20 protein-coding genes are annotated in these 24,515 nt (G+C 70.3%); 7 read left to right on the top strand and 13 right to left on the bottom strand.

Going from position 1 to position 24,515, the window contains the following annotated elements; translation table 11 throughout:
- Positions 1 to 55: 55 nt before the first annotated feature.
- The 5 genes from pqqB to Ato02nite_RS16380 form a co-directional block, all read right to left on the bottom strand.
- A complete protein-coding gene (gene pqqB, locus Ato02nite_RS16400) occupies positions 56 to 865 on the bottom strand; it encodes a pyrroloquinoline quinone biosynthesis protein PqqB (RefSeq protein ID WP_213007390.1) in 810 nt (269 codons plus the stop codon).
- The gene (pqqE, locus tag Ato02nite_RS16395; protein ID WP_213007389.1) at positions 862 to 2,193 is read right to left on the bottom strand and encodes a pyrroloquinoline quinone biosynthesis protein PqqE; all 1,332 of its coding nucleotides are present in this window, start codon (positions 2,191 to 2,193) and stop codon (positions 862 to 864) included. The genes pqqB and pqqE overlap by 4 nt, the downstream gene beginning before the upstream one ends.
- Positions 2,190 to 2,867 carry a thiaminase II/PqqC family protein gene (locus Ato02nite_RS16390; protein ID WP_246607048.1) on the bottom strand — a complete coding sequence of 226 codons (678 nt, stop codon included), beginning with the start codon at positions 2,865 to 2,867 and terminating at the stop codon, positions 2,190 to 2,192. The genes pqqE and Ato02nite_RS16390 overlap by 4 nt, the downstream gene beginning before the upstream one ends.
- Positions 2,868 to 2,961: 94 nt before the next feature.
- Positions 2,962 to 5,088, bottom strand: a complete 2,127-nt coding sequence (locus Ato02nite_RS16385; protein ID WP_213007387.1) for an outer membrane protein assembly factor BamB family protein — start codon at positions 5,086 to 5,088, stop codon at positions 2,962 to 2,964.
- Between the two features lie 13 nt (positions 5,089 to 5,101).
- Positions 5,102 to 6,142, bottom strand: coding sequence for a ThuA domain-containing protein (locus Ato02nite_RS16380; RefSeq protein WP_213007386.1), 1,041 nt, complete (start codon positions 6,140 to 6,142; stop codon positions 5,102 to 5,104).
- A gap of 152 nt (positions 6,143 to 6,294) precedes the next feature.
- On the opposite strand from Ato02nite_RS16380, the gene Ato02nite_RS16375 reads away from it, so the two are divergent.
- Both Ato02nite_RS16375 and Ato02nite_RS16370 read left to right on the top strand, forming a co-directional pair.
- Complete coding sequence (locus tag Ato02nite_RS16375) at positions 6,295 to 7,065, top strand: citryl-CoA lyase (RefSeq protein ID WP_213007385.1); 771 nt, start codon at positions 6,295 to 6,297, stop codon at positions 7,063 to 7,065.
- Positions 7,066 to 7,075: 10 nt separating this feature from the next.
- Positions 7,076 to 9,742, top strand: coding sequence for a TIM barrel protein (locus tag Ato02nite_RS16370; protein ID WP_213007384.1), 2,667 nt, complete (start codon positions 7,076 to 7,078; stop codon positions 9,740 to 9,742).
- Here the strand turns inward: Ato02nite_RS16370 and prfA are convergent.
- The gene (gene prfA, locus Ato02nite_RS16365; protein ID WP_213007383.1) at positions 9,726 to 10,817 is read right to left on the bottom strand and encodes a peptide chain release factor 1; all 1,092 of its coding nucleotides are present in this window, start codon (positions 10,815 to 10,817) and stop codon (positions 9,726 to 9,728) included. The genes Ato02nite_RS16370 and prfA overlap by 17 nt on opposite strands.
- A 78-nt stretch (positions 10,818 to 10,895) precedes the next feature.
- Positions 10,896 to 11,120 carry a 50S ribosomal protein L31 gene (gene rpmE, locus Ato02nite_RS16360; protein ID WP_203801071.1) on the bottom strand — a complete coding sequence of 75 codons (225 nt, stop codon included), beginning with the start codon at positions 11,118 to 11,120 and terminating at the stop codon, positions 10,896 to 10,898.
- Positions 11,121 to 11,334: 214 nt separating this feature from the next.
- Between rpmE and Ato02nite_RS16355 the strand changes: the two genes are divergently transcribed.
- Genes Ato02nite_RS16355 through Ato02nite_RS16340 form a run of 4 tightly spaced genes read left to right on the top strand, consistent with a single transcriptional unit; the run spans position 11,335 to position 14,637 of the window.
- Entirely contained in the window at positions 11,335 to 12,405 is a 1,071-nt protein-coding gene (locus Ato02nite_RS16355; protein ID WP_213007382.1) for an RNA ligase, read from the top strand.
- Positions 12,402 to 13,298 (top strand): phosphatase domain-containing protein, encoded by an 897-nt coding sequence (locus tag Ato02nite_RS16350; protein WP_213007381.1) that lies wholly within the window; start codon positions 12,402 to 12,404, stop codon positions 13,296 to 13,298. The genes Ato02nite_RS16355 and Ato02nite_RS16350 overlap by 4 nt, the downstream gene beginning before the upstream one ends.
- Positions 13,299 to 13,300: 2 nt before the next feature.
- Positions 13,301 to 13,918 (top strand): RNA ligase family protein, encoded by a 618-nt coding sequence (locus Ato02nite_RS16345; RefSeq protein WP_213007380.1) that lies wholly within the window; start codon positions 13,301 to 13,303, stop codon positions 13,916 to 13,918.
- The gene (locus tag Ato02nite_RS16340; protein ID WP_213007379.1) at positions 13,918 to 14,637 is read left to right on the top strand and encodes a class I SAM-dependent methyltransferase; all 720 of its coding nucleotides are present in this window, start codon (positions 13,918 to 13,920) and stop codon (positions 14,635 to 14,637) included. Before Ato02nite_RS16345 ends, Ato02nite_RS16340 begins: the two co-directional genes overlap by 1 nt.
- Here the strand turns inward: Ato02nite_RS16340 and Ato02nite_RS16335 are convergent.
- From Ato02nite_RS16335 to thrB, 4 genes are all read right to left on the bottom strand, one after another.
- Positions 14,624 to 15,019, bottom strand: a complete 396-nt coding sequence (locus tag Ato02nite_RS16335; RefSeq protein ID WP_213007378.1) for a VOC family protein — start codon at positions 15,017 to 15,019, stop codon at positions 14,624 to 14,626. The genes Ato02nite_RS16340 and Ato02nite_RS16335 overlap by 14 nt on opposite strands.
- Before the next feature lie 8 nt (positions 15,020 to 15,027).
- Entirely contained in the window at positions 15,028 to 16,170 is a 1,143-nt protein-coding gene (locus Ato02nite_RS16330; protein WP_213007377.1) for a nitric oxide synthase oxygenase, read from the bottom strand.
- Positions 16,171 to 16,302: 132 nt separating this feature from the next.
- Positions 16,303 to 18,288, bottom strand: a complete 1,986-nt coding sequence (gene rho, locus Ato02nite_RS16325; RefSeq protein WP_213007376.1) for a transcription termination factor Rho — start codon at positions 18,286 to 18,288, stop codon at positions 16,303 to 16,305.
- Positions 18,289 to 18,625: 337 nt separating this feature from the next.
- The gene (thrB, locus tag Ato02nite_RS16320) at positions 18,626 to 19,537 is read right to left on the bottom strand and encodes a homoserine kinase (RefSeq protein ID WP_213007375.1); all 912 of its coding nucleotides are present in this window, start codon (positions 19,535 to 19,537) and stop codon (positions 18,626 to 18,628) included.
- Positions 19,538 to 19,598: 61 nt separating this feature from the next.
- Here thrB and Ato02nite_RS16315 point away from each other — a divergent pair, with 61 nt between their 5' ends.
- Positions 19,599 to 19,955 (top strand): hypothetical protein, encoded by a 357-nt coding sequence (locus tag Ato02nite_RS16315; protein WP_213007374.1) that lies wholly within the window; start codon positions 19,599 to 19,601, stop codon positions 19,953 to 19,955.
- Here Ato02nite_RS16315 and Ato02nite_RS16310 read toward each other — a convergent pair.
- Together Ato02nite_RS16310 and Ato02nite_RS16305 are read right to left on the bottom strand one after the other, a co-directional pair.
- On the bottom strand, positions 19,944 to 21,164 hold the full coding sequence (locus Ato02nite_RS16310; protein ID WP_213007373.1) for an MFS transporter: 1,221 nt from the start codon (positions 21,162 to 21,164) through the stop codon (positions 19,944 to 19,946). The genes Ato02nite_RS16315 and Ato02nite_RS16310 overlap by 12 nt on opposite strands.
- Before the next feature lie 52 nt (positions 21,165 to 21,216).
- Positions 21,217 to 24,471 carry an efflux RND transporter permease subunit gene (locus tag Ato02nite_RS16305; RefSeq protein WP_213007372.1) on the bottom strand — a complete coding sequence of 1,085 codons (3,255 nt, stop codon included), beginning with the start codon at positions 24,469 to 24,471 and terminating at the stop codon, positions 21,217 to 21,219.
- Positions 24,472 to 24,515: the final 44 nt, after the last annotated feature.

Genomic DNA, 24,515 nt, shown 5'->3' with positions numbered 1-24,515 from the left:
CTCCAGCTCTTTGTACGAACCAGTACGTTAGTTATCAAGTTCGAAACACAAGATGTCAAGAGGTCAGCAGTTCCGACCCGTCCGCGACCACGTCGGCGGTGGACGGATTGGTGTTGTTGACATGGCCGTAGCGGAACCGCGTCCCGGGATGCCGAGCCGCATGAACCCGCGACGACGCCATCGGCAGATGGCCCATGCTGCTCGCACTCCCCGGCCGCCCGGTCGCGCGGGTCAGCTCGTCCTCGGTCGCGAAGGTGCCGTCGAGCAGCACCTGGTCGGCCCCGGCGACAAACGCGTCGAACTCCGCGGTCCAGGCCGGCAAGCACGTCGCGTAGACGAACGACGAGCCGGTTCGCCGGTCGGTCAGCCGCAACGCCGAGACCCAGTCCGCGCCGTCCAGGTCCGCCGCATAGCGCGGCCGCTTGCGCCCCACGGTGAGCCGATCAAGATCAAGCCCACCATCCAGCCGTACGGGCATCGCCCGCCATCGCAGATCGGTGTAGTGCCCGAGCATCGACCGCACCGGAGCCAGCGCCTCGGTCACCGCCGCCGTGGCGTACACCTCGAGCCGAACGGCCTCCCGCAGGCTGAGCAATCCGAGCGTGTGGTCGAGCTCGGCGGTGGTCAGCAGCACCCCGCGCACCGGCGTCTGCCGCAGCCCCGGCCCCGGCGCGAGGTCCGGCGTGCGCAGGATCTGCGAGCGGATGTCCGGCCCGGCGTTGATCAGATACCAGACGGTGCCGTCCCCGCTGACCGCGACGGTGTCCTGGGTCCGGTCGGCGCGCCCGTCCAGGCACACGGCGCAGGCGCAGTTCCACTGCGGAGCACCGCCACCGGCCGCGCTGCCCAGCACGATCACCCTCATCGGTAGCGTCGCGGGATCATCGGCGTCTTCCGGAGCACCGCCAGCTCGCCGTGGTGCGGCGACAGCGAGCAGGCTGGATCGGTGGCGGCCGGGTCACCGGTCAGCTGGAAGGCCTGGCAGCGACAGCCGCCGAAGTCCACCTCGCGCAGCTCGCAATCCCGGCACGGGGACGGCATCCAGGCGGTGCCGCGGTAGCGGTTGAACAGCTCGGAGTGGTACCAGATGTCGGCGAGCCCCTGCTGCCGTACGGTCGGCGCCGGCGGGCCGGGCAGCTGCTGCGCCGCGAGGCAGGGCAGCACCACGCCGGTCGGGGTGACGGCGAGCTGCCGGGCACCCCAGCCGTTCATGCACGGTTTCGGCCGGCCGGTGTGGTGATCGGGTTCGACGTAGACGATCTCCATCACCCCACCCCACCGTTCGTGCACCTCGGCGGCGGCCAGAGCGGCCCGGCGCACCTGCGCGACGCTCGGCATGAGCGCGGCCCGATTGCGCAGACCCCAGCCGTAGTACTGGGTGTGGGCGAGTTCCAGCCGGTCGGCACCGAGGCCGGCGGCGAACGCGGCGATGTCGGCCAGACGATCCACATTGGCCGCGTGCAGGACCACGTTGACGGTCAGCGGCAGTCCGGCCCGCCGGATCAGTCCGGCCGCCGCGATCTTCTTCTCGTGGGCCTTGATCCCGGCGATCGCGTCCGCCAGCGGGGTGTCGGCGTGCTGCACCGACAGCTGGACATGGTCGACGCCGCCGAGATGTTCCAGCCGCCCGATCCCACTGGTGATCAGGTTGGTGTACATGCCGAGCGCCCGGGCATGGCCGATCAGGTCGGGCAGATCGGCCCGCAGCAGCGGCTCCCCGCCGGAGAAGTGCACCTGCAGCACACCCAGTTCCCGTGCCTGATCGAGAACGGCGATCCACTCGGCGGTGGTCAGCTCGTCGCGCACCGGGTCGATCTGCACCGGGTTGGAGCAGTAGCCGCAGCGCAGCGGGCACCGGTAGGTCAGCTCGGCCACCAGGCCGATCGGCAGGGGCTCGGCCGGGGCCCGCGAGCCCGCACAGGTCTCCCGGGTGGCCGCCCGGCCGCCGTCGGCCAGCAACCGCCGTCCGGTCAACTCGTCGACGAGCTCACCGACATCTTCGGTACGCACGCCGTCGAAGCTGCGGGCCAGTTCGACGGCGATGCCGGCCAGATCCCGGCGGCCGTCGCAGGCCAGCACCACCTCCGGCGCGGGCCCGGTCAGCATCAGGCTGCCCTCCGGGTAGAGCAGGGCGTCGGCGTCGCGCACCGGATCATGAACCAGGCGTACGCCCTTGGCCAGCCCCGGCCTCACGGCACACCGCCCTGATAGTCGATCGCGTCGAGCATCGCGCCGAGCACGTCGCACTTGAACTCCAGGGCGCGCAAGGCCGCCCGCTGCTGGTCCGCGCTGCGGCAGTGGGTCAGCACGAGGTCGAGCGTGTAGCGGGCGTCGTCCCGCACCACCGGGATCCGGTTGGCGAAGTAGGCGTACCCCTCGGGTTTGATCCAGTCGTAGTGCTTTTTCCAGGCGACCACCCGGGCCGCCATCAGCTCGGGCGAGAACAGCTCGGTCAGCGCCGCGGCGGCCGCCACGATCCACGGCTGCTGCCGGCAGAAGTCCAGGTATCCGTCGACCGCGAAGCGGGTGCCCCGGGCGACGTGCCGCTCGTCCAGCAACTCCTCGCGAGCCAGGCCGACCGCGTCGGCCAGGACGAGCCAGTCCTCGCGGGCCTGCTCGTGGAAGGTGACCCGGTCCAGCCAGCGCCGCCGCACCTCGGGCAGCGGGCAGTTGGCGATGACCGCGGCGTTCTTCCGGGCCAGGATCTGCTGGTAGTACCACCGGTTCGCCACCCAGCCCCGCACCTCGGCCGACGTGCATTCGCCCGCGTGCAGACGCAGGTGAAACGGGTGCCGGTCCCAGTAACGAGGTGCGAGACCGTGCAGGGCGGCGGCGAAGGCGTCCCGGCTCAGCGGCTCTTGCGCCACGGCTGGCCGACCCCGGCGTATCCGGAAACCTCGGCGCGGGACTCCAGGCATTCGGTCTTCGGTTTGGTCCAGGTCTTCTTCATGGCGATTCCTTTCACGAGACGACGATCTTGCCGGTGTTCTGCGGGTAGATGGCGTCGTTGTAGAAGTACGTGCCGGGGGTGTTGAAGGTGTGCTGGTAGGACTTGCCCGGCATGAGCACGCCGGTGTCGAACTCATCGTCGAAGAACGAGACGGCGGCGTGCGCCGAGGCGTTGTCGGCCGGGTTGACGAAGGTCACCGTGGTGCCCACCGGGATCGCCAGATGCTGCGGCGACATCGCGTTCTGGGCCACGGTGTTCTCGGTGGTGCCCGGCGTGCCGGTGGTGGCGTTCCAGATCCGGCCGATGGTCACGGTGTTGTTCGCGGCCGCCCCGGTGACCGGCGCGGTGCGCACGTCGTTGCGCTTTGACGGCGGCGTGGGCGCGGCCGCCGGTGCGACGGTCCCGCCCAGCTTGAATGCCCACAGGTGGTCACCGCGCGGGATGTCCGGGTACGGCAGTCCGTTGCCGCCCGCGAACACCGCGATGTACTGCTCGCCGTCGATCTCGTAGGCGATCGGGCTGGTGTGTACCCCGGCGCCGGTCTGGAAGCTCCAGAGCACCTCGCCGTCGGTGTCGTCCATGGCGTGCAGCACGCCGTCCGGGCCGCCCTGGAACATCACTCGCCCGGCCGTGGTGAGGATGCCGTTGCCGTGCGCGAGCGACCACTCGCCGTCCTTCGTCCAGACCGGACGGTTGGTGACCGGATCGACCGCGGCGATGCCGCCGGCGAAGTACTCCCCCAGCGGCCGCGAGGTGTTGACCCGTCCGTCCCGCGCGTTGGAGAAACCGGAGTTGATCAGGCCGTAGCCCACGTAGATCCACCCGGTGTGCGGGTTGAACGACAGGTGCGACCAGTCCGCCCCGCCGCCCGCGCCGGGGAAGATGATGACCGGCCGGTCCCAGTGCGGCGTGTAGAGGCCACCGGTCTCGTAGAACGGCACCGGCCGGGTGGCCTTGTCGATCCGGGGCTCCTGCGGGACGAACGCCTCCCCGCCGGGGAACGGCTGGGTGGGTGCGGTCTTCTGGCGTACGTCCTGGGGAACCGGCCGTTCCGTCATGCCGTGGATCGCCTCGCCGGTGCGCCGGTCGAGGATGTAGTACATGCCGACCTTGCTGCCGTAGACCACCACCTTCCGCGGCTTCCGGTCGATCACGAGGTCGACCAGCACCGGGGCCATCACGTTGTCCATGTCCCAGATGTCGTGGTGCACGGACTGGAAGTGCCACCGCCGCCGGCCGGTCTTGGCGTCGAGCGCGACGATCGAGTTCGCGAAGAGGTTGTCGCCGCCCCGGGAGGAGCCGTCGGTGCGTGGGTACGGCCCGCTGAACGTCCAGTAGACGAGCCCGAGCTGCGGGTCGACGGCCGGGTGGATCCACGGCACCGCACCGCCGGTCTTCCAGGAGTCGCCCTCCCACGTGTCGTGGCCGAACTCCCCCGGCCCGGGCGCCGACCAGAAGATCCAGACGATCTCGCCGGTGGCGGCGTTCAGGGCGTACGCCCGTCCCCGCGCGCCGCCGGTGCTGCCCTGCATCCCGACGTAGACCAGGCCGTCGTGGTGGACGACCGCCCCGGCCAGGGTGCCGGTCAGCCCGCCGCACTGCCCGTTGCCCGGATCGCAGCCGCTGTCGGCACCGCCCTCGTCCGCCGTGATCAGGGCTTTCTGCCAGACGATCGCGCCGGTGCGCTGGTCCAGCGCGTACACGATGTTGGCTCCGGAGGTGGAAAAGACCTTGCCGTCGCCGAGCGCGACCCCGCGCATGTTGGTGGTCCGGGTGCCGAGATTGGTCCGCCACCTGATCGCGCCGGTACGGCCGTCGACGGCGAAGACGTTCTGCTGCGTGGTCTGCACGTAGAGGACACCGTCCTGCACGACGGCGGTGCTCTGCTGGGGGCTGCTGGTGCTGCCGCCCTCGAGGTTGGTGTGCCAGGCCCCGCCGAGCCGGCGGATCGTCCGCTTGTTGATCTGGCTCAGGTTCGAGTGGTTGGTGTTGCCCAGGTCGCCGCCGACCTTCGGGAAGTTCCGGCCGGGCCGGCCGAACGGCTGCGGCGGAATGATCGTGGCCGCCTCGGCCGGCGTTCCGACCGCGGCCGCGCCGGCCACCCCGGCCGCGCCGGCCAGGAATTTGCGTCGCTCCATCGCTTTCCCCGCCTCAGCTGCAGAACGGGAGGTTGCCCATGGCGGACAGGATCCCGTTGACGATGTGCTTCTTGAAGAAGGCCTGTCCGACGTAGCCGGAGCCGTCGGTCCAGGCGGCGGAGTCGTGGCCGAGAGCGGTGACCCAGGAGCGGCCGCCGTCGTAGTACTGGCACCAGGACAGCGGGTGGAACCGGCCGTGGCCGGGATGCGTGTTCGACCTGGTGGCGAGGGTCGACTCGTCGACGCCCAGCAGCCACTTGACCCGGCCCGGAACGGGCATCCAGTTGTACCACTCGTCCTTGAAGTCCCACCGGGCCGGCAATCCCCGGGTGGACGAGTCCTTCGCGTAGGTGACCACGGTGCCGTTCTGGTGCGCGCCGTGGTCGTAGTACTGGGTGCCGCCGCACAGCCCCTCGTAGTACGGCCAGTTGTACTCGGTGCCGCCGATCGCGTTGTGGATGCCGACGAACCCGCCGCCGGCCCGCATGTACTGCCGCAGCGCGGTCTTGGCCGAGTCGAGGTGCGCGCCGGTGGTCGTGTTGACCGCCGCGGCCGGTTGCACGGCGGTGCCGTGCTTCCACAGCGTGTCGCGGCTGGTGCTGCCGAAGACGACCGCCTTGTAGGTGCTGCCGATCCCGGGCATCAGGGTGACGTCCTCGGTCCAGTCGACGCCGACCCCGACCTCGCCCATCCATTTCACGATCGCGTTCTGCAGGACGTGCGCCGCGGTCAGCGGGGGGTTCAGCCCGGCGGCCAGGGCCGGCCCGAGGTGGGCGTGCCGTGGCCCGGCCGTACGGCTGTAGAGCAGGATCCGGTCCTGCCGGTTGCTGACCCACGGGTGATACGACGCGGGCACCCGGCCCCGGATCACGTTGTAGTACGGGTCGAAGAAGTCGTCCTGGCCGCGCGGGATGTTCGTGGTGATCGGCTGCTTCACGGTCGGCTCGGAACCGCCGGAGGCCGCGGCCGGGCCCGCGCCGGCGGTGGCGGCCGCGGTGGCTGCGGCCGTGGCGGCGGCGCCCCGGAGGACCGCACGCCGAGGAAGTTTTGCCATCTATGGCTGCCCTTCTGTACTAAGGTCCACCAGGCGGACCAGAAGTACCGCTCTAAGGTCCGGCTCAATATAAAGACGATGTTTCCGAACGCGCAAGCATCCACTGTGCGGTACTTATAGACCGTTAAGCGGACCTCGGTTAGGGTCGCGTCATGACCGATCCCGTCGCAGACTGGTGGGGCACCGCGGTGTCCCGCATCGAGCCCAACCGCGTCGAGCTGCGCGGCATCCCGGTCCAGGACCTGATCGGCACCATCGGCTTCGGCGCGATGATCTGGCTGATGCTGCGCGGCGAGCGGCCCACCGACCAGCAGGCCCACCTGCTCGAAGCGGCTCTCGTGGCCGGCGTCGACCACGGCCCGCACGCACCCTCCATCGCCGTCGCGCGGATGGCCGCCACCTGCGGCGTCGGCCTCAACAACGCCATGGCCAGCGCCATCAACACGCTCGGCGACTCGCACGGCGGCGCCGGCCAGGAATGCGTACTCCTGCTCGACGAGATCCGCGAGCTCGAGGCGGCCGGCTCGAAATTGACCGACGCCACCGACGAGGTCATCGCCGCGTGGCGCGAGCGCGGCATTCGCTACCTGCCCGGCTTCGGGCACCGCTTCCACACCCGCGACCCGCGCCGCGATCCCCTGCTGGAGCTGGTCGACCGGGCCGTCACCGAGAGGATCGTCGAGGGTGGACACCTGCGGGCGGCCCGCGCGGTCGAAGCCGCGCTCGCCCCGGTGCCGATGAACATCGACGGCGCCACCGCCGTCATCTACGCCGAGCTCGGCTTCCCCGCGCCGCTGGCCCGCGGCCTGTTCGTGCTCAGCCGCAGCGTCGGCATCCTCGCGCACGCCTGGGAGGAGACCGGCCAGGGCCGGCGCAACAAGGGCCCGATCCCGCCCAGCGTGCTCCCGACCTACCTCGGCTGAGGAGATCCCCATGCGCTATCGGTTGTCCATCGCCACCGCCTGTCTCTCCGGCACGCTCGAGGACAAGCTGGCCGCGATCGCGGCGGCCCGGTTCTCCGGCGTCGAGATCGTCGAGAGCGACCTGGTCACGTCGTCCTGGTCACCGGCCCGGATCCGGCAGGAATGTGCCCGCCGCGGCCTCACCATCGACGCCTACCAACCGCTGCGCGACGTCGAGGCGGTGCCGCCCGACGTCTTCACCGCCAACCTCCGCCGGGCCGACCGCACCTTCGACCTGCTCGAGCAACTCGGCACCGGAACCCTGCTGGTCAGCTCCTCGGTCTCGGCCGACGCAGTGGACGACGACGACCTCGCCGCCGAACAGCTGCACACCCTGGCCCACCGCGCCGCCGAGCGCGGCCTCCGGATCGCCTACGAACCGATCGCCGAGGGCCGGTTCGTGCGCACCTACCCCCAAGCCTGGCGGATCGTGCGCCGGGCCGGCCACCCCGCGCTCGGGCTCTGCCTGGACAGCTTCCACGTGCTGTCCCAGGGCGACCCGGCCGCGATCCGGGCCATCCCCGGCGACAAGCTGTTCCACCTGCAACTGGCCGACCTCGCGCGCCGCCACCGGCAATTCCCCGGGCTGGGCACCTTCGACCTGCCCGGCTTCCTCGGTCACGCGCTCGGCACCGGCTATGCGGGGCCGCTGTCGCTCGAGGTCATCAACGACGTCTACCGGCAGGCCGACCCCCGGCACGCCGCCATCGACGGCATGCGCTCGCTGCTGGCCCTGCAAGAATCAACGGCCAAGACCACCCCGGCGGCCGTACGCGAGCGGCTCACGATCAGCAGCCCGGTCCCCGCCCCCGACCTCGGCGGCATCGTCTTCACCGAACTCGCGGTCGACCACGTCTCCGGCCCGGTCGTCGCGCGGGCCCTCACCGCGCTCGGCTTCGCCCACACCGGCCGGCACCGCTCGAAACCGGTCCAACTCTGGGAACAGTCCGGCGCCCGGGTCCTGCTGAACTTCGCGGCCCAGCGCAGCGTCGCCCCGGGCACCACGACCATCTGCGCGCTCGCGGTGGAGAGCGCCGATCCGGCCGGGTCGACCCGGCGAGCCGAACAGCTGCTCGCGCCGGTGCTGCCCCGGCTACGCCAGCCCGGGGAGGCCGAGCTGGCGTCCATCGCGGCCCCCGACGGCACCGCCGTGTTCCTGGTGAACTCCGAGACCTGGCTCCGCGACTTCGAACCGGCCGACCCGCCGTCCGCGACCGGCACCGGCCTGATCGGCACCGACCACCTGTCGCTGACCGACTCGATCGACGACTTCGACGAGGCGGCCCTGTTCTACCGATCGGTGCTCGGCCTGCGCTCCGGCGGATCGAGCGACATCGCCGCCCCGTTCGGGCTCATCCGCAGCTGGGCCGCCACCGACCCGGCCGGCCGGGTGCGGATCACGCTGAACACCGCCCCGCTGCGCCGCGGCGACTGGGCACCGGCCATCCCCAGCCCGCAGCACATCGCCTTCCGCACCGACGACGCGATCGCCAGCGCCCGGGCGATGCGGGCCCTCGGCGCGCCGATCCTCCCGGTCCCCGCCAACTACTACGCCGACCTCGACGCGCGCCTCGACCTCGACCCCTCGTTGCTGGCCGACCTGCGCTCGCACTCGATCCTCTACGACCGCGACGCCACCGGCGCCTACCTGCACTTCTACACCGAAATGCTCGGCTCCCGGGTCTTCTTCGCGGTGGTGCAGCGCCTCGACGACTACACCGAATACGGCGGCCCGAGCACGCCCGTGCGGATGGCGGCCCACCGCGAACGCCGACTGCTCATGCTGCGCGACCCGCACCCGTCCGACCCCACGCACCACGACTTCTCGCTGGCCCACCTGACCGCGCTCAGCCTGTCCCCACCGGAGTTGGTCGACGCGGCGGCCGAGGCCGGCTACCGGTACGTCGGCCTGCGGTTGACCCGGGTCACCCCCGAGGAACCGCACTATCCGCTGGCCACCGACCCGGCCCTGATGCGCAGCACCAAGGCCCGGCTGGCCGCCACCGGCATCGAGGTGCTCGACATCGAGCTCGCCCGGATCAGTCCCGACGACAACCCCCGGGATCTCCAGCGCTTCCTCGACGCCGGGGCCGAGCTCGGCGCCCGGCACGTCATCGCCCAGCTGCCCGACCCGGACCGGGCTCGCAAGATCGACCGGTACGCCCAGCTCTGCGAGATGGCGCGGCCGCTCGGCCTCACCGTCGACCTCGAGTTCCCGTCCTGGACCGAGACACCCGACCTGGGCGCGGCGGTTCGCATCCTGCGCGGCGCCGACCAGCCCAACGCCGGCATCCTGATCGACCTGCTGCACTTCGCCCGCTCCGGCTCCAGCCTCGCCGACCTGCGGCAGCTACCGGCGCACTGGTTCCACTTCGCGCACGTCTGCGACGCCCCGCCCGCGGTGCCCACCACCAACGAGGGCCTGATCCACACCGCCCGCTTCGAGCGGCTGTTCCCCGGCGAGGGCGGCATCGACGTGCACGGCATCCTCGGCGCCCTGCCGCCCGGCCTGCCCTACGCGCTGGAGATCCCGCGGGCGACCCTGGTCGCCCAGGTCGGCGGCAAGGAGCATGCCCGGATGGCGCTGGCCGCCACACGAAAGCACCTGGGCGTCGGTGTCCTTACGGGCGCCGGCTGATCTCGGTGTCGCCGGCCAGCCGGGCCTGCCGGTCGGCCTCGCCCAGCGCGTCCAGCACCGCGTCCAGCTCGCCGCCGAGCACCAGGTCGAGGTTGTACGCGGTGTAGCCGATCCGGTGGTCGGTGATCCGGTTCTGCGGGTAGTTGTAGGTGCGGATCCGCTCCGAGCGGTCCACCGTACGCACCTGGGCCTTGCGCGAGTCGGACGCCGCCGCGTTCGCCTCCTCCTGCGCGATCGCCAGCAGGCGGGAGCGCAGGATGCGCAGCGCCGACTCCTTGTTCTGCAGCTGCGACTTCTCGTTCTGGCAGCTCACCACCGTGCCGGTGGGCAGGTGCGTGATCCGCACCGCCGAGTCGGTGGTGTTGACCGACTGGCCGCCCGGGCCGGACGACCGGAACACGTCGATGCGCAGGTCGTTCGGCTCGATCTGCACGTCGACCTCCTCGGCCTCGGGCAGCACCAGCACGCCCGCCGCCGAGGTGTGGATGCGGCCCTGCGACTCGGTGACCGGGACGCGCTGCACCCGGTGCACGCCGCCCTCCCACTTCAGCCGGGACCAGACGCCGTGGCCGCCCTCGGGCACGCCCTTGGTCTTGACCGCCACCGAGATGTCCTTGACGCCGCCCAGGTCCGACTCCTGCGAGTCGATCACCTCGACGATCCAGCCGTGCCGCTCGGCGTAGCGGGTGTACATCCGCAGCAGGTCGCCCGCGAACAGCGCCGACTCCTGGCCGCCCTCGCCCGCCTTGATCTCGACGATCACGTCCTTGGCGTCGTGCGGGTCGCGCGGGATCAGCATCTCGCCGAGCTTCTCCTCGAGCGGCGCCAGGGTGGCGGCGACCGCCTCGACCTCGCTGGCGAATGCCGAGTCCTCGGCGGCGAGCTCCTTGGCCGCGGCCAGATCACCGCGGGCCGCCTCGAGCTCGGCGTGGGCCGCATAAAGGGGGGCAAGCTCCGCGTAACGACGGCCCACCCGGCGCACGAGGGCCTGGTCGGAGTGGATGGAGGGGTCCTCCATCCGCTTCTCCAGCTCCGCGTACTCCGCGAGAAGCGTGCTCAGCCGATCGGTGCTCACAGCAGCCATCCCCTTTTTTGGCCCAGACACGAACGACGCCCGCCCCCGTGAACCGGGGTGCGGGCGTCGTTGAAGCAGTTACTTCTTCTTGGCCGCGTTCACCTTGGCGTACTTGGCCTGGAACTTCGCAACCCGGCCCGCGGTGTCCAGCACGCGCTGCTTGCCGGTGTAGAACGGGTGGCAGGCGCTGCAGGTCTCGACGCGGATCTCGTCGCCCTTGGCGGTGCTGCGGGTGGTGAAGGTGCTGCCGCAGGAGCAGATGACCTCGGTGGCCGTGTACTCCGGGTGGATGCCAGTCTTCATGTTTCTCGGTCCCTCTCATTGTCTGGTCGCCGGGTCGCTGTCAGCACCGCGCCGCCCCGCTAGGACGGTGGGCTCGGGCGTGAACCGGAACCGTGGCCGATGGACCAGTCTGCCATGTGACGTTCCCCGACGAGAAATCGAGGCGACTTTCCTGATCCTGTGTCGATAACGTGAGCGGCCCTCACGGCATTCCCCACCTGGAAGGAAAGGCACCATGACGCTGCTCGCCGACGTCCTTGACCCGGCCGAACTGGCCATCGCGGTCGAAACCGGACTGGTCCGGACGCAGCGCCACCCCTCCCTGCCCTTGGTGATCTACAACTACACCGAGGCGTGCCAGTACCTGGGCGCCTGGACCCCGGTCACCCTGGCCTGCCGGGGCCTGATCGTGGACGAGTCCGGGCGGGTCGTCGCGCGGCCGTTCAACAAATTTTTCAACCACAATGAGGCACACGCGCCCAAGCTCGACGGCAAGGTCCAGGTAACCGACAAGTCGGATGGCTCCCTCGGGATCATCTACCGCGACGGCAGCGGCGTCGCGGTGGCGACCCGCGGCTCCTTCGGGTCAGATCAGGCGATTCATGCCACCACGGTGCTCAACACGCGCTATGCCGGGTTTCTGCCGCCGGACGGCCTCACCGTGCTTGTCGAGATCATCTACCCGGCCAACCGGATCGTGCTCGACTACGACGGGATGGACGATCTCGTTCTGCTCGGGGCGGTCGACATCGCCACCGGGCGCAGCTACGGGCCGGAGGCGGTGCCGGACTGGCCGGGGCCGGTCGTCGAGTCGTTCGACTACCCGACCTTCGCCGACGCTCTCGCCGCGGCGCCGCGGGACGGCCGGGAAGGACTGGTCGTCCACTTCATCGAGGCCGACCAGCGGGTGAAGATCAAGTATGCGGAGTACGTCCGGCTCCACCGGCTGGTCACCGGGCTCACCGCCCGTACCGTCTGGGATGTCCTGGTCCACGGCGGTGACCTGGACGCCCTGCTCGAGCCTCTCCCGGAGGAATTTCATCCGTGGGTCCGCGGCGTCGCCGCGGAGCTCACGGCCGGGGTCGAGGAGCGGGCCGCGGCGATCGAGGCCGCCTACGCCACGATCCTGGCCGGGCTGCCGGACGGCTGGGGCCGCAAGGAGTTCGCGGCCGCGGCGGTGCGCAGCGAACACCGGGGCGCCCTGTTCCTGCGCCTCGACGACAAGGATTACCGTCCGAGCCTGTGGCAGCAGGCGCGACCGGAGGGCGACCGGACGCCACACGGGACCAAGGTGACCGAGGAATGACGAGACTGCTGATCACCCGGGGGCTGCCGGCGTCCGGCAAGACCACCTTTGCCAAGAAGCTGCAGCCCCGGGTGGTCCGGGTCAACCGGGACGACCTGCGGCGCATGCTGCACGGCGACCGGCTCTACACCCAGTGGGCCGAGGCGCAGGTGACGCATGCGCAGCGGGCCGCCGTCGAGGCGCTGCTGCGGGCACACGCCGATGTGATCGTCGACGACACCAACCTGCGGGCCAGGACCGTCCGCGAGTGGGCCGAGCTGGCCGCGCGGCACGGTGCGACGTTCGAGGTGCATGACTTCACCGACGTACCCCTCGAGGAATGCCTGCGGCGCGACGCCGAGCGTCCCGAGGACGTCCGGGTGGGCGAGGCGGGCATCCGGCGGATGCACGACCGCTATCTGGCCGGCCGGAACCTGCCGCTGCCGGTGCCGTTCGTCGAGCCGGGCGGTCCGGGGGTGGTCTACCGGCCCGATCCGGAGCTGCCCGAGGCGGTGCTGGTCGACATCGACGGCACGGTCGCGCTGATGACCGGGCGCAGCCCCTACGACTGGTCGCGGGTCGGCGAGGACGCGCCCAACCCGGCGGTCATCGCGGCGGTGCGAGCGATGCACGCGGCCGGTTACGCGATCATCTTCTGCTCGGGGCGGGACGAGGAGTGCCGGGCCGAGACCGAGGCGTGGCTGCAGCTTTATGTCGATGTGCCGTATGCGTCCCTTTTCATGCGGCCGGCCGGCGACAGCCGCAAGGACGCGATCGTGAAGCGGGAGATCTTCGATCGCCAGATCCGGGACAGATGGCGGATCTCCGGGGTTTTCGACGACCGCCAGCAGGTGGTACGTATGTGGCGAGCGCTCGGCCTCACCGTGTTCCAGGTTGCGGAGGGAGACTTCTGACCTTGAAGTACCCACGCACCTACCACCTGCCCGATTCGCCCGGTGCGACCGATGACGACAAGGTGCAGAGCGATCTGTCGTGGTTGGACGGTGAGCTGGTGGTGACGGAGAAACTCGACGGCGGCAACCTGACGTTCACCCGCGACGCCATGTACGGCCGGTCCCCCGACTCGGGCACCCAGCCGTGGGACCGGCCGGCCAAGGCGCTCTGGGCGATGACCGCCTACCGCATCCCGGACGACTGGCGGGTGTGCGGCGAGTCGATGTGGGCGCGACGCAGCATCGCCTACTCCGACCTGCCCGGCGTGTTCATCGTCTTCGGCATCTGGGACGAGACGGACACGCTGCTGGGCTGGGACGACACGGTGGATTGGGCGCGCCGGCTGGAGTTACCGGTGGTCCCGGTGCTGTACCGCGGCGGGAGCCTCTCCGAGGCTCGCGCCGCGTGGGCCGTCCAGCGCGACCCATCCACCTCGGAGGGGTACGTGGTGCGCGCGACCGGCCGCATACCGGCCGCCGAGTTCTCCCACAGGCTGCTCAAATGGGTGCGCGCCGACCACGTCCGCACCCCCGACTCATGGCGCCACCGCGACGATTTCGCCGTCAACGAGTTCGCCTGATGTCCCCGGCGCGGTACGGCATCGACGCCCCGCCCGCCCTGTTCGGGTTGATATCCGGCGCGGTGCTGCTGATACCGGGCACGATATTTACCGCCGTCTTCGCCGGCTGGTGGGCGCTCTGGCCGGGTTTGCTGTTCGTCTATTTCACCGTGAGCGCGGCGCTCTACCTGCACACCACGACGCGCGGCAAGTTCGCGGTGTGGGCGGAGATTCTCGACGGACTCGCTCTACGCGGCGACGAGCAGGTTCTCGACCTGGGCTGCGGCCGCGGCGCGGTGCTGATCGCGGTCGCGAAGCGCCTGCCCGACGGGCACGTGACCGGCGCCGACCGGTGGCGGTCGGTGGACCAGTCCGGCAACGCGCCCGAGGTGACCGCGGCGAACGCGGCCGCCGAGGGGGTCGCCGACCGCGTCTCGCTGGACACCGCGGACATGACCGCGCTGCCCTACCCCGACGAGTCCTTCGACCTGGTCGTGGCGAGCATGGCGATCCACAACATCCATCCGGCGCGGGGCCGCTTCATCGCGCTGGACGAGGCACTGCGGGTGTTGCGGACCGGCGGCCGGCTGGTGATCGCCGACATCACGGCGGCCAGGTCCTACCACTCATTTCTGGAGAGGCGCGGCCTGCAACCGGTGACCCGCCCGCTGGGGTGGCGGATGTGGTGGGGTGGGCCGTGGCTGCCCACCCTGCTGGTGACCGCGGTCAGGAGCCGCTAGCGGCTAACTCGGCCGGGCTGCGCAGGATGCAGAACTCGTTGCCCTCCGGGTCGGTCAGCGTGACCCAGCCGCCGCCGTCGGGATTGCGCAGGTCGTCGACGGGCTTGGCGCCGAGATCGATGAGCCGGGCCAGCTCCTCGTCGCGGGTGCCGGTCACCGGCCGCAGATCGAAGTGGATCCGGTTCTTTCCCGCCTTGACGTCCGGCACCTCGATGAACAGCACCGTGTGCGAACCGTCGCGGCTGCTGATCGGGCATTCCTCGTGGCCGGGCAGGTTGGGGTCGTCCGGGTTCTCGACGTAGTCGAGCACCTTCTCCCACCACTTGGACAACGCATACGCGTCCGAGCAGTCCACCGTCGTATGCGAGATGAACGAAGTCATCCCACATCTTAACCGTGTCCGTATGGACAACGATCGCTGTCCAGGTAGAACGCCGGCTTCAGATCCATCTCCTGGTAGTAGCGGTGGAACACCGGAGTGATGCCGCCGGACATCGGCGGGACGATCCACGACCAGTCGGCCGGCACCGGGCGGCCGGCCTTCTCCTCGTTGCGCAGGTGGCTGATGAACCGCTGCGATTCGGTGTGGTGGTCGGACATCTTCACGCCGGCCTTCTCGAAGCTCCACAGCACGGCCCGGTTCAGCTCGACGAGCGCCCGGTCCCGCCAGAGCGTGGATTCCCGGGTGGTGTCCAGGCCCATCCGGGCGGCCACGGTGGGGATCATGTCGTAGCGGTCGGCGTCGGCGAAGTTGCGGGCGCCGATCTCGGTGCCCATGTACCAGCCGTTGAACGGCGCGAGCGGGTAGTGCACGCCGCCGATGGTCAGCCGCATGTTGGAGATGGCCGGCACGGCGTGCCAGCGCAGTCCCAGCTCGGCGAACCAGCCGTACTCGGGGTGGGCGATGGGCACCTCGCGGACCGCGCGCTCGGGCAGCTCGTAGAGGCGTACCCCCTCGGCGGGTGTCTCGATCGCCAGCGGAAGCACGTCGAAGTGCTCGCCCTTGCCCCGCCAGCCGAAGCCGCGCACCCGCTCGGTGAAGTCGATCTGCCGGGCGTCGCCGACGACGCGCCCGTCCTCGCCGCGGTAGCCGGCGTAGCGGATCAGCTGTTCGTTCCACACCCGGGCGTGCGGCTGTCCGGGCTGCGCCGGCGCGAAGATGCTGATCACCGGCCGGAGCTGACCACTGCCGGCGGCCAGCAGGTGGTGCACGAGCAGCGAGTAGATCTGGTCGGCGGTGCGGGCGCGGCGCCGGTCGAGGACCATGAGGCTGCGCCAGTAGAGGCGGCCGATGCAGCGGCTCGCGTTGCGCCAGGCCATCTTGGCGCCGTAACCGAGCTCCTCGGTGGTGTGCACGTAAGTCCCGGTCGCGGCGACCTGGGCGCGGACGATGGCGAGCCGCGGTTCGACCGGCCCGAGCCGGGGGTTCTCGACGTAGCAGCGGCGGAGGAAATCCTCGGCCTCGGCGGGGTCGACCGGTGCGGCCGGGTCCCACGGCTCGGTCGGGTTGTCCCGATAGCCCGGCACGATCATCGTGTTGCCTCCCACGGGTAGCCGAGATGTATTCGGCAATTTGCCCGACCCCGACCGGGAAGGATCAGACACCGTGTGCGACAAAAAGGACGCAGCCCGTGGGGCTGCGTCCTTTTCCGTGCGGAATCGCCGTTACTCGCCCGGCGTCGACTTCGCGATCTGCATCAGGAACTCGACGTTCGTGCGGGTCTGCTTGAGCCGATCGAGCAGCAGGTCGAGCGCGGCCGACGAGTCCAGCGAGTGCAGCACCTTGCGGAGCTTGTGGATGATCGCCAGCTCTTCCTTGCCGAGCAGGATCTCTTCCTTACGCGTACCCGACGGGTCGATGTCGATGGCCGGGAACACCCGCTTGTCGGCGATCTTCCGGTCGAGCTTGAGCTCGGCGTTACCCGTGCCCTTGAACTCCTCGAAGATCACCGTGTCCATCATCGAGCCGGTCTCGACCAGCGCGGTCGCGAGGATGGTGAGCGAGCCACCGTTCTCGATGTTGCGCGCCGCACCCAGGAACCGCTTGGGCGGGTAGAGGGCGGTCGAATCGATACCACCGGACATGATGCGGCCGGAGGCCGGCGCGGCCAGGTTGTAGGACCGGCCGAGACGGGTCACCGAGTCGAGCAGCACGACCACGTCGTGGCCCAGCTCGACCAGTCGCTTGGCCCGCTCGATGGCGAGCTCGGCGACCGTGGTGTGGTCCTGCGGCGGCCGGTCGAACGTGGCCGCGATGACCTCGCCCTTGACCGAGCGCTGCATGTCGGTGACCTCTTCGGGCCGCTCGTCGACCAGCACGACCATCAGGTGGCACTCGGGGTTGTTCTCGGTGATCGCGTTGGCGATCGCCTGCAACACCATCGTCTTACCGGCCTTGGGCGGCGACACGATCAGCGCGCGCTGCCCCTTGCCGAGCGGCATGACGAGGTCGATGACCCGGGTGGTGAGGATGTGCGGCTCGGTCTCGAGGCGCAGCCGCTCCTGCGGGTAGAGCGGGGTGAGCTTGTAGAACTCGGGCCGCCGCCGCGCCTCGTCGGGCTCCATCCCGTTGATGGTGTCGAGCCGGACCAGCGGGTTGTACTTGTCGCGCCGGTTGTCGCTGTTGCCGCTGTCGCGCGGGGTGGCCCGCACGGCACCGGTCACCGCGTCGCCGCGGCGCAGGCCGTGCTTCTTCACCTGCGACATCGAGACGTAAACGTCGTTCGGCCCGGACAGGTAACCCGTGGTGCGGACGAACGCGTAGTTGTCCAGCACGTCGAGGATGCCGGCCACCGGGACGAGAACATCGTCCTCGCTGACGTGCGGCTCGCGGCCACCGCTGTCGCGCTGACCGCTTTCGCGCGGACCGCTGTCCCGCGGACCGCTGTCGCGCTGGACGTTGCCACCGCCCTCGCCGTCCCGGTCGCGTCCGCGACGACGGTCCCGGAAGCGGCTGCGACGGCTGCGCCGACCGCCGTCGCCGCCGTCGCTGTCGTCATCGTCGTGACCCTGGTCACTGTTGCGCGGGCCGCGATCGCGGTCGTCCCGCTGGTTGCGGTCGTCGCGCTGGTTGTTGTTGCGCTGGCGGTCGCGGTTGCGGTCGCCACGCTCCGGGCGCTCGCCGCGCTGCTCGTTGCCCTCGGTGGGCTGCGGCGCGGTGGCCGGCTCGGCAATCGGGGCAACGGTCTCGCGCGGAGCGCTCTCCCGCTGGACATTGCGGTCGCGGTTGCGACGGCTGCTGCTGCCACCCTCGCTGACCGGAGCGGCCTCGGGCTGCACGACGGTGGCCGGCGCAGCCTCGACGACCGCGGGCTTCTCCGCGATCGGAGCCGGGGCGGTCGCCACCACGGTGGCGGGCTCGGCAACGGGGGCCGTCGCTACCACGCTGGTGCGCGGACGCGGTGCCTTCTCGGCGGCGGGAGCCGGAGAGCCACCGCTCTGCTTCTCCGTGATGGCAGTGATCAGCTCGCCCTTGCGCATCCGGGCGGTGCCGGAGATGCCCAGGGAAGCGGCGAGACTCTGCAGCTCGGGCAGCAGCATCGCGGAGAGCCCGGTGCCGCCGCGGCGGCGCTTCGTGGCGGTCGCGGTGGTGCCGGCGCCGTCGTCAGCGACGTCAGAAACACCCGACGTCACGTCGGTGGTGTCGCTCAATGGATTCCTTCCGTCGGAAAAAGCCCGGGACCCCCGGTCTGCAGCCTGGTGGCCGGGAGGCTCGGAACCCGCTTCGCCGGAGCGGCGCGGGAGTTTGTTCAGCACGGCAGCTCGACGGTGTCCCTGCCCGTCCTACGTTGACGGGTAGGTCTCGGCGAGTGCAGCGGCGACCTGGGAGCTTGCTTCTCGGCGTTGTGCCTTGCTGAGAAATGAGACGGCCAGAATGTGGCCTTCGAAGTCTCGGGGGTGCGCGCCGAACCGCAGAGATCGCTTGCTTCGCGGCTGTGCTAGGTCTTGAGCGTAGTCAACTCTTTCGACCTGCGGCAACAGGGCCCCGCTAGGCGAGTTCCACCATACTCCCTTTGACAAGAGCACCGTGCGCATCCACGCCCAACGTCTCCGCGCGCCATGCTGTTCCCGGGTGGAAATCGGCCGGGACCTCGGACAACGCAAGAACGGTCGGCCCGGCTCCGCTCACCACGGCGGCCACACCGACCGATCGCAGCGCCGCTACGAGCGATGCGGTGCCCGGCATCGCCTCGGCCCGGTACCCCTGATGCAGCCGATCCTCGGTGGCCGGATGCAGCAAGGAGGGATCTGATGTGAGCGCGTGCGTGAGCAGCGCCGCCCGGCCCGCGTTGAACGACGCGTCGTCGTGCGGCACGGCGGACGGCAGCGCGGCCCGCGCGCTGGCCGTGTAACCACGCTCGGTCGGGATGAAAACCTTGGGGCGTACGCCGTCGTGCGGCGACAACCGCACGGCCCGCGCGCCCGACCCCTCGGTCCAGGCGATCGTGAACCCGCCGAGCAGGCAGGGTGCGACGTTGTCGGGATGGCCCTCGAGGCGGGCCGCGAGGCGCAGCGCGGCCTGGTCGCCGAACCGGGTGAGACCGCCCTCGACCAGGCCACGGGCCAGTTGCACGCCACCGACGATGGCCGCCGACGAGGAGCCGAGGCCACGCGCCTGCGGGATCCGGTTGACGCACTCCACGGCCAGTCCGGACGGTCGTTCGCCCAGCTCGTCGAAGGTGGCCAGCATCGCCTGCGCGACCAGGTGCCGCTCGTCGCCGGGCAGCTCACCGGCGCCCTCGCCGAGCACCGTCACGGTGCAGCCGCTCTCGGTGACCCGGGCGGTCAGGTCGTCGTACAGGGTCAGCGCGAGACCCAGCGCGTCGAAGCCGGGGCCGAGGTTGGCGCTGGTGGCCGGCGTGCGAACGGTGACCGGATCGGTCGCGAAGGTCAGGCCCATCGGCACATGCTAAGCGTTGATCATTCACCAAAATGTCGCACCCGGCCGGTACCGTGCCCGCGTGATCTCCGTTGGTGCGTTCTTCGGGACCTTGTTGGTGCAGCTGCCGCTTTTCGGCGTGCTGGTCATCGGGCTGATCCTGCTGGCCGTTCAGGGCCATCGGCTGCCCCGGCGCAGCCGGCTGATGGCCCGGGCCGGGCTGGCGATCATGCTGGCCGAGGGGGCCGTCTCGGTCCTGTGGACGGCCTTCATCCCGGAGCTGCTGTCGCAGACCGGTTACGGCAGCGACTCGCTGCGGGTCTACAGCCTGGCCACCGCCATCGTCGGCTTCTTCATGTCGCTGCTGTTCGCGGTCGGCATCGGCCTGGTGATCGGCGCGCTGCTGACGGCGCGGCAACTCGACCGCTCAGAGCTTTGACGGCTCCTCGGCGAGGGTCAGCTTGCGGGTGGCGATCCGCCAGCCGATCGCGTAAGTCGCGGTGACCAGGCCGCAGCCGGCCAGGATCGCGCGATCGTCGACCCGGTCCACGACGGCGGTGGCGGCCAGCTGGCTGATCGCGATGGCCAGCGTCGCCAGCATCATGTCGATGGCGAACACCCGGCCGCGTAGGCGATCCGGCACCTCGCCCTGCAGCGCGTAGTTCGAGAGCGTCCAGTTGGCGCCGCCGGCGAAGTGCGCCACGAAGACCAGCACCAGGACCAGCGGGAACCACGGTGTCACGGCGACCCCGAGATAGCCGACGCCGTACAGGCCCATCGACAGCGCGAGGCAGGTCAGCAGCCATGACCGGCGGCCCAGCACCGGCCGCAGCACGAACGGTCCGACCAGCGCGCCGGCCCCGCGCACCGCGAAGAGCAGGCCGGCACCCAGCACCCCGGCCCCGTGCAACTGCGCGATCAGCGGAAACACGATGAGCACGCCGTTGCCCAGGCCGGCCGCCGACTTGACCGTGATCAGCGCCCGGACCAGCGGCCGCGCACCGATGTAGCGCAGCGCCTCGCGCATCGCGGGCCAGGTCGGCGGGGCCGCGTGCTCGCGCGGCGCCTGCAGCGGGCGCCGGACGGTGGCGGTGAGGCCCGCCCCGATCAGCAGGCAGAAGGCGGTGACGGCAAAGCTCGGGTACGGCCCCCACAGGGCGCCGACCACGCCGCCGAGCGAGGCCCCGACGATCGTCATGGTGCCCCACGTCGAGCCGGAGATGGCGTTCGCGGCCGGCAGATCGGCCGGTTCCACGACGTTGGGCAGCGCGGCCGACGCGGCCGGGGTGTAGAAGGACTTGGCGACCGCCATGGCACCGATGGCGACCAGGGCGAGCGGTGCGGTGCCGGCCGAACGCACCGCGAACAACAGCAGCACCGCCGCGAACGCAGCCAGGTTGGCCAGCACCAGGATGCGGCGGCGATCGAAGCGGTCGGCCACCGTCCCGGTGAACGGCAGCAGCAACGCGCTGATCCCGGTGTCCACGGCCAGCACCAGGCCGCCCCACACGCCGCTGCCGGTGAGCTCGGGCAACAACACGAGCAGCGGCACCATCACGAACCAGTCCGAGCCGAAGACGACCAGCTCGGCGCCGAACAGACGACGGAAGTCCCGGTTGCGGGTAAGGACCGAGAACATCGATGGCACGTACGGACGCTACGCGACAAGGCCGGTCCCGAGGGACCGGCCTTGTCTCAGATCACTTCTGTTCGTTGGGTCGCTTCGGCACCTTCAGCACCTCGAACTGATCGGTGTACCCGCGGAGCGCGGTGCTCGGCTGGGCCGGTTCCGGCGCCTCGTGCTTCCCGCCGCCGTACTCCGGGGTGGGCGCCAGCGGAACGTCGTCCGGCACCGCGGTGTCCGATTCTGCCCCCGCCGGCGGGAGGCCCTTGGCCGCCCGCTTCGCGGCCCGCTTGGCCTTCCGCCGCTCTTTGCGGTTCTCGACCATCGTGTAGAGCGTCGGCACCAGCACCAGGGTCAGCAGCGTCGAGCTGACCAGACCGCCGATGACCACAATGGCCAGTGGCTGGCTGATGAAGCCGCCCTCGCCGGTGAGCCCGAGGGCCATCGGCAGCAGCGCGAAGATGGTCGCGATCGCGGTCATCAGGATCGGCCGCAACCGGTGCCGGCCGCCCTCGATCACCGCTTCCTGCACGCCCATGCCGGCCGCTCGGTAGTGGTTGATCAGGTCCATCAGCACGATCGCGTTGGTTACCACGATGCCCACCAGCATCAGCACACCGATCAGCGCTGGAACGCCGAGCGCGGTGCCGGTGACCAGCAGCAGGATGATGGCGCCGGTGGCCGCGAACGGAATCGACACCAGCAGGATGACCGGCTGGATCAGGCTGCGGAACGTCGCCACCATGATGATGAAGACGATCGCGATGGCCGCCAGCACGGCGAGAAGCAGCTGCTGGAACGCCTCCGCCTGGTCGGCACTGACGCCGCCGACGGTGTACGAAGCGCCGGCCGGAAGGTTCAGCGCCTCCAGCTTCTTCTTCAGGTCGGCCGAGGTCGCACCCACGTCGGAGCCGGTGGCCGTGCCCTTGACCGTGGCACTGCGGTTGCCGTCGACCCGGGTGACCTGCTCGGGGCCGGACACCTCGGTGACCGTGGCGACCTGGTCGAGACGCACCACACCGCGGGCCGTGGTGAGCGGCATGGCCTTGAGCGCGGCCGGATCGGCCGGTGCCGAGCCGAACGACACCACGACGTCCTCGCTCGTGCCGTCGACCGTGATCTGGCCGGCCGGCGCGCTGCGGAACGCTCCGGCGACGCTCTGCCCGATCGAGGCCTCGGTGAGGCCGTAGCTCGCGGCCACGTCGCGCTTCACCGCCACGTCGAGCCGCGGCACGCTGGCGGCCAGCGTGGTGGTCACGTCGGTGACGCCGCCGGTGGACGCCATCGCCTGGCGCACCTGATCGGTGGCCGAGGTGAGCGTGTCGTTGTCGGCCGCCTGCACCGAGACCGAGAGCTCGCTGCCACCAAGGCCGGAGCTGTCGCCGCCGACCGTGATGTCACCGGCGTCGGTCAGCTTGTCGAACTCGGCCCGCAGGTCGTCGGTCACCTTCTCGGCATCGGCGTCCTCGTCCAGCCCGACCTGGAAGGTGGCGGTGCTGGCCCCGGTCGAGGCGAACGGGTTGAAGTCCCCGTTGCCGATCGTGACCTGGTAGGTCTTCACCTCGTCGCGGTCGGCCAGGATCGCCTCGACCTTCTTGGCCGCGTCGTCGGTGGCGGCCAGGCTGGTGCCGACCGGCAACTCCTGGCTGATGTTCAGCGAATCCTGGCCGGACTGGTCCAGGAAGTTGGTCTTCAGCTGGGTGCCGAGCGCCAGCGTGCCGATCAGAACCACCAGGCCGATCGCCAGCGTGGTCCAGCGCCGCACCGTGGCGAACCGGATCACCGGCAGGTAGGCCCGCTGCAGCGGGCTGCGCAGCTCCTTCGCCTCGGCGGCCTGGCGGATCGCCTCGCTGTCGGCATCGGCGGCCGGCGGCTTGAGGAACCAGTACGCCAGGACCGGCACCACGGTCAGCGCCACGAACAGCGACGCGAGCAGGGCCACCGTCACGGTGATCGCGAACGACGAGAAGATCTGCCCGACGAAGCCACCGACCAGTGCGATCGGCAGGAACACGGCGACTGTAGTCAGCGTCGAGGCGGTGACCGCGCCGGACACCTCACGCACGGCCGAGATGATCGCGTGGACCTTCTCCTCGCCGTACTCGAGATGTCTCTTGATGTTTTCCAGAACGACAATCGAGTCGTCCACCACCCGCCCGACCGCGATCGTGAGCGCGCCCAGCGTGAGCAGGTTGAGGGTGTAGTCGCCGATCCAGAGCGCGATCAACGCGATGAGTACGGACAGCGGGATCGACACGGCCGTGACCAGCGTCGAGCGCACCGACAGCAGGAAGATCAGGATGACGATCACGGCCATCACCAGGCCGAGGAGGCCCTCGGTGGTCAGGCTCTTGATCGACCGCTCGACGAACGGCGCCTGGTCGGTCACGACGGTGAGCTTGGCGCCGGAGTCCTTCTCCAACTCGGCGAGCTTGTCGCGCACCGCGTGGGAGATCTGCACCGGGTTGCCGTCGGGCTTGGCCGTCACCGCGATGCCGAGGCTGTCGACACCGTCGGTCCGCGTGTAGGACGTGGCGATCGGCAGTTTGCTCTCCACCGTGGCGACGTCGCCGAGCTTCACCGGCCCGCGGCTGCCGCTGAGGTAGAGGCCCTTGAGGTCGTCGACCGAGCTGATCGTGCTGCCGACCTGCACGTTGAGCGACCGAGTGCCGTCGGTGACCGAACCGGCCGGGATGGAGACACCGTTGGCCTGCAGCACCGTCGTGATCGACTGCGGACTGGCCCCGGCCGCCGTGAGCTTGGCGAGGTCGGGGGTGATGACGACCTGCTTGGCGCGGGCGCCGCTGACCGTGGTGTCACGGACCCCGTCGATCGCGTTGAGCTCGGGCACCACGGTCTGGTTGAGCTTGGTGAGCAGGTCGCTCTCGTCGCTGCCACCCGAGGCGGCCAGCACGATCGCCGGGATATCGTCGGTGCCGCCCGAGAAGATCTGCGGCTCGACGTTGTCCGGCAGCTGCGTCTGGATCCGGTTGACCGCGGTGGTCAACTGGTTGGCCGCCTGCTCGATATCGGTGCCGAAGACGAACGACACCACGATGGTGGTGTAGCCCTGGCTCGTGGTCGAGGTGACGGAGTCGATGCCGTCGACACCCTTGACCGCGTCCTCGATCGGCTTGGTCACCTGGTCCTGGATGATCTCCGGGCCGGCTCCCGGCAGCGCCGCGCCGATGAACGCGGCGGGCAGCTCGATCGAGGGAAAGAGCTGCTGTTTCAGGGATGGCACGGCGTAGACCCCGAAGCCGGTGATCACGAGTGCGATCAGGGCTACGAGCATGCGATTGGCAAGACTGAGCCGGGTCAGGAATGACATTGGCGCTCCCCCCGCTAAAGTTCGGCCTGTACGAATAGTTTGCC

The sequence above is a fragment of the Paractinoplanes toevensis genome (assembly GCF_018332695.1).
Taxonomy (GTDB): Bacteria; Actinomycetota; Actinomycetes; order Mycobacteriales; family Micromonosporaceae; genus Actinoplanes; species Actinoplanes toevensis.
Note: the sequence above shows the minus strand (reverse complement) of the source record. Positions and strands in the feature narration are given on the sequence as shown.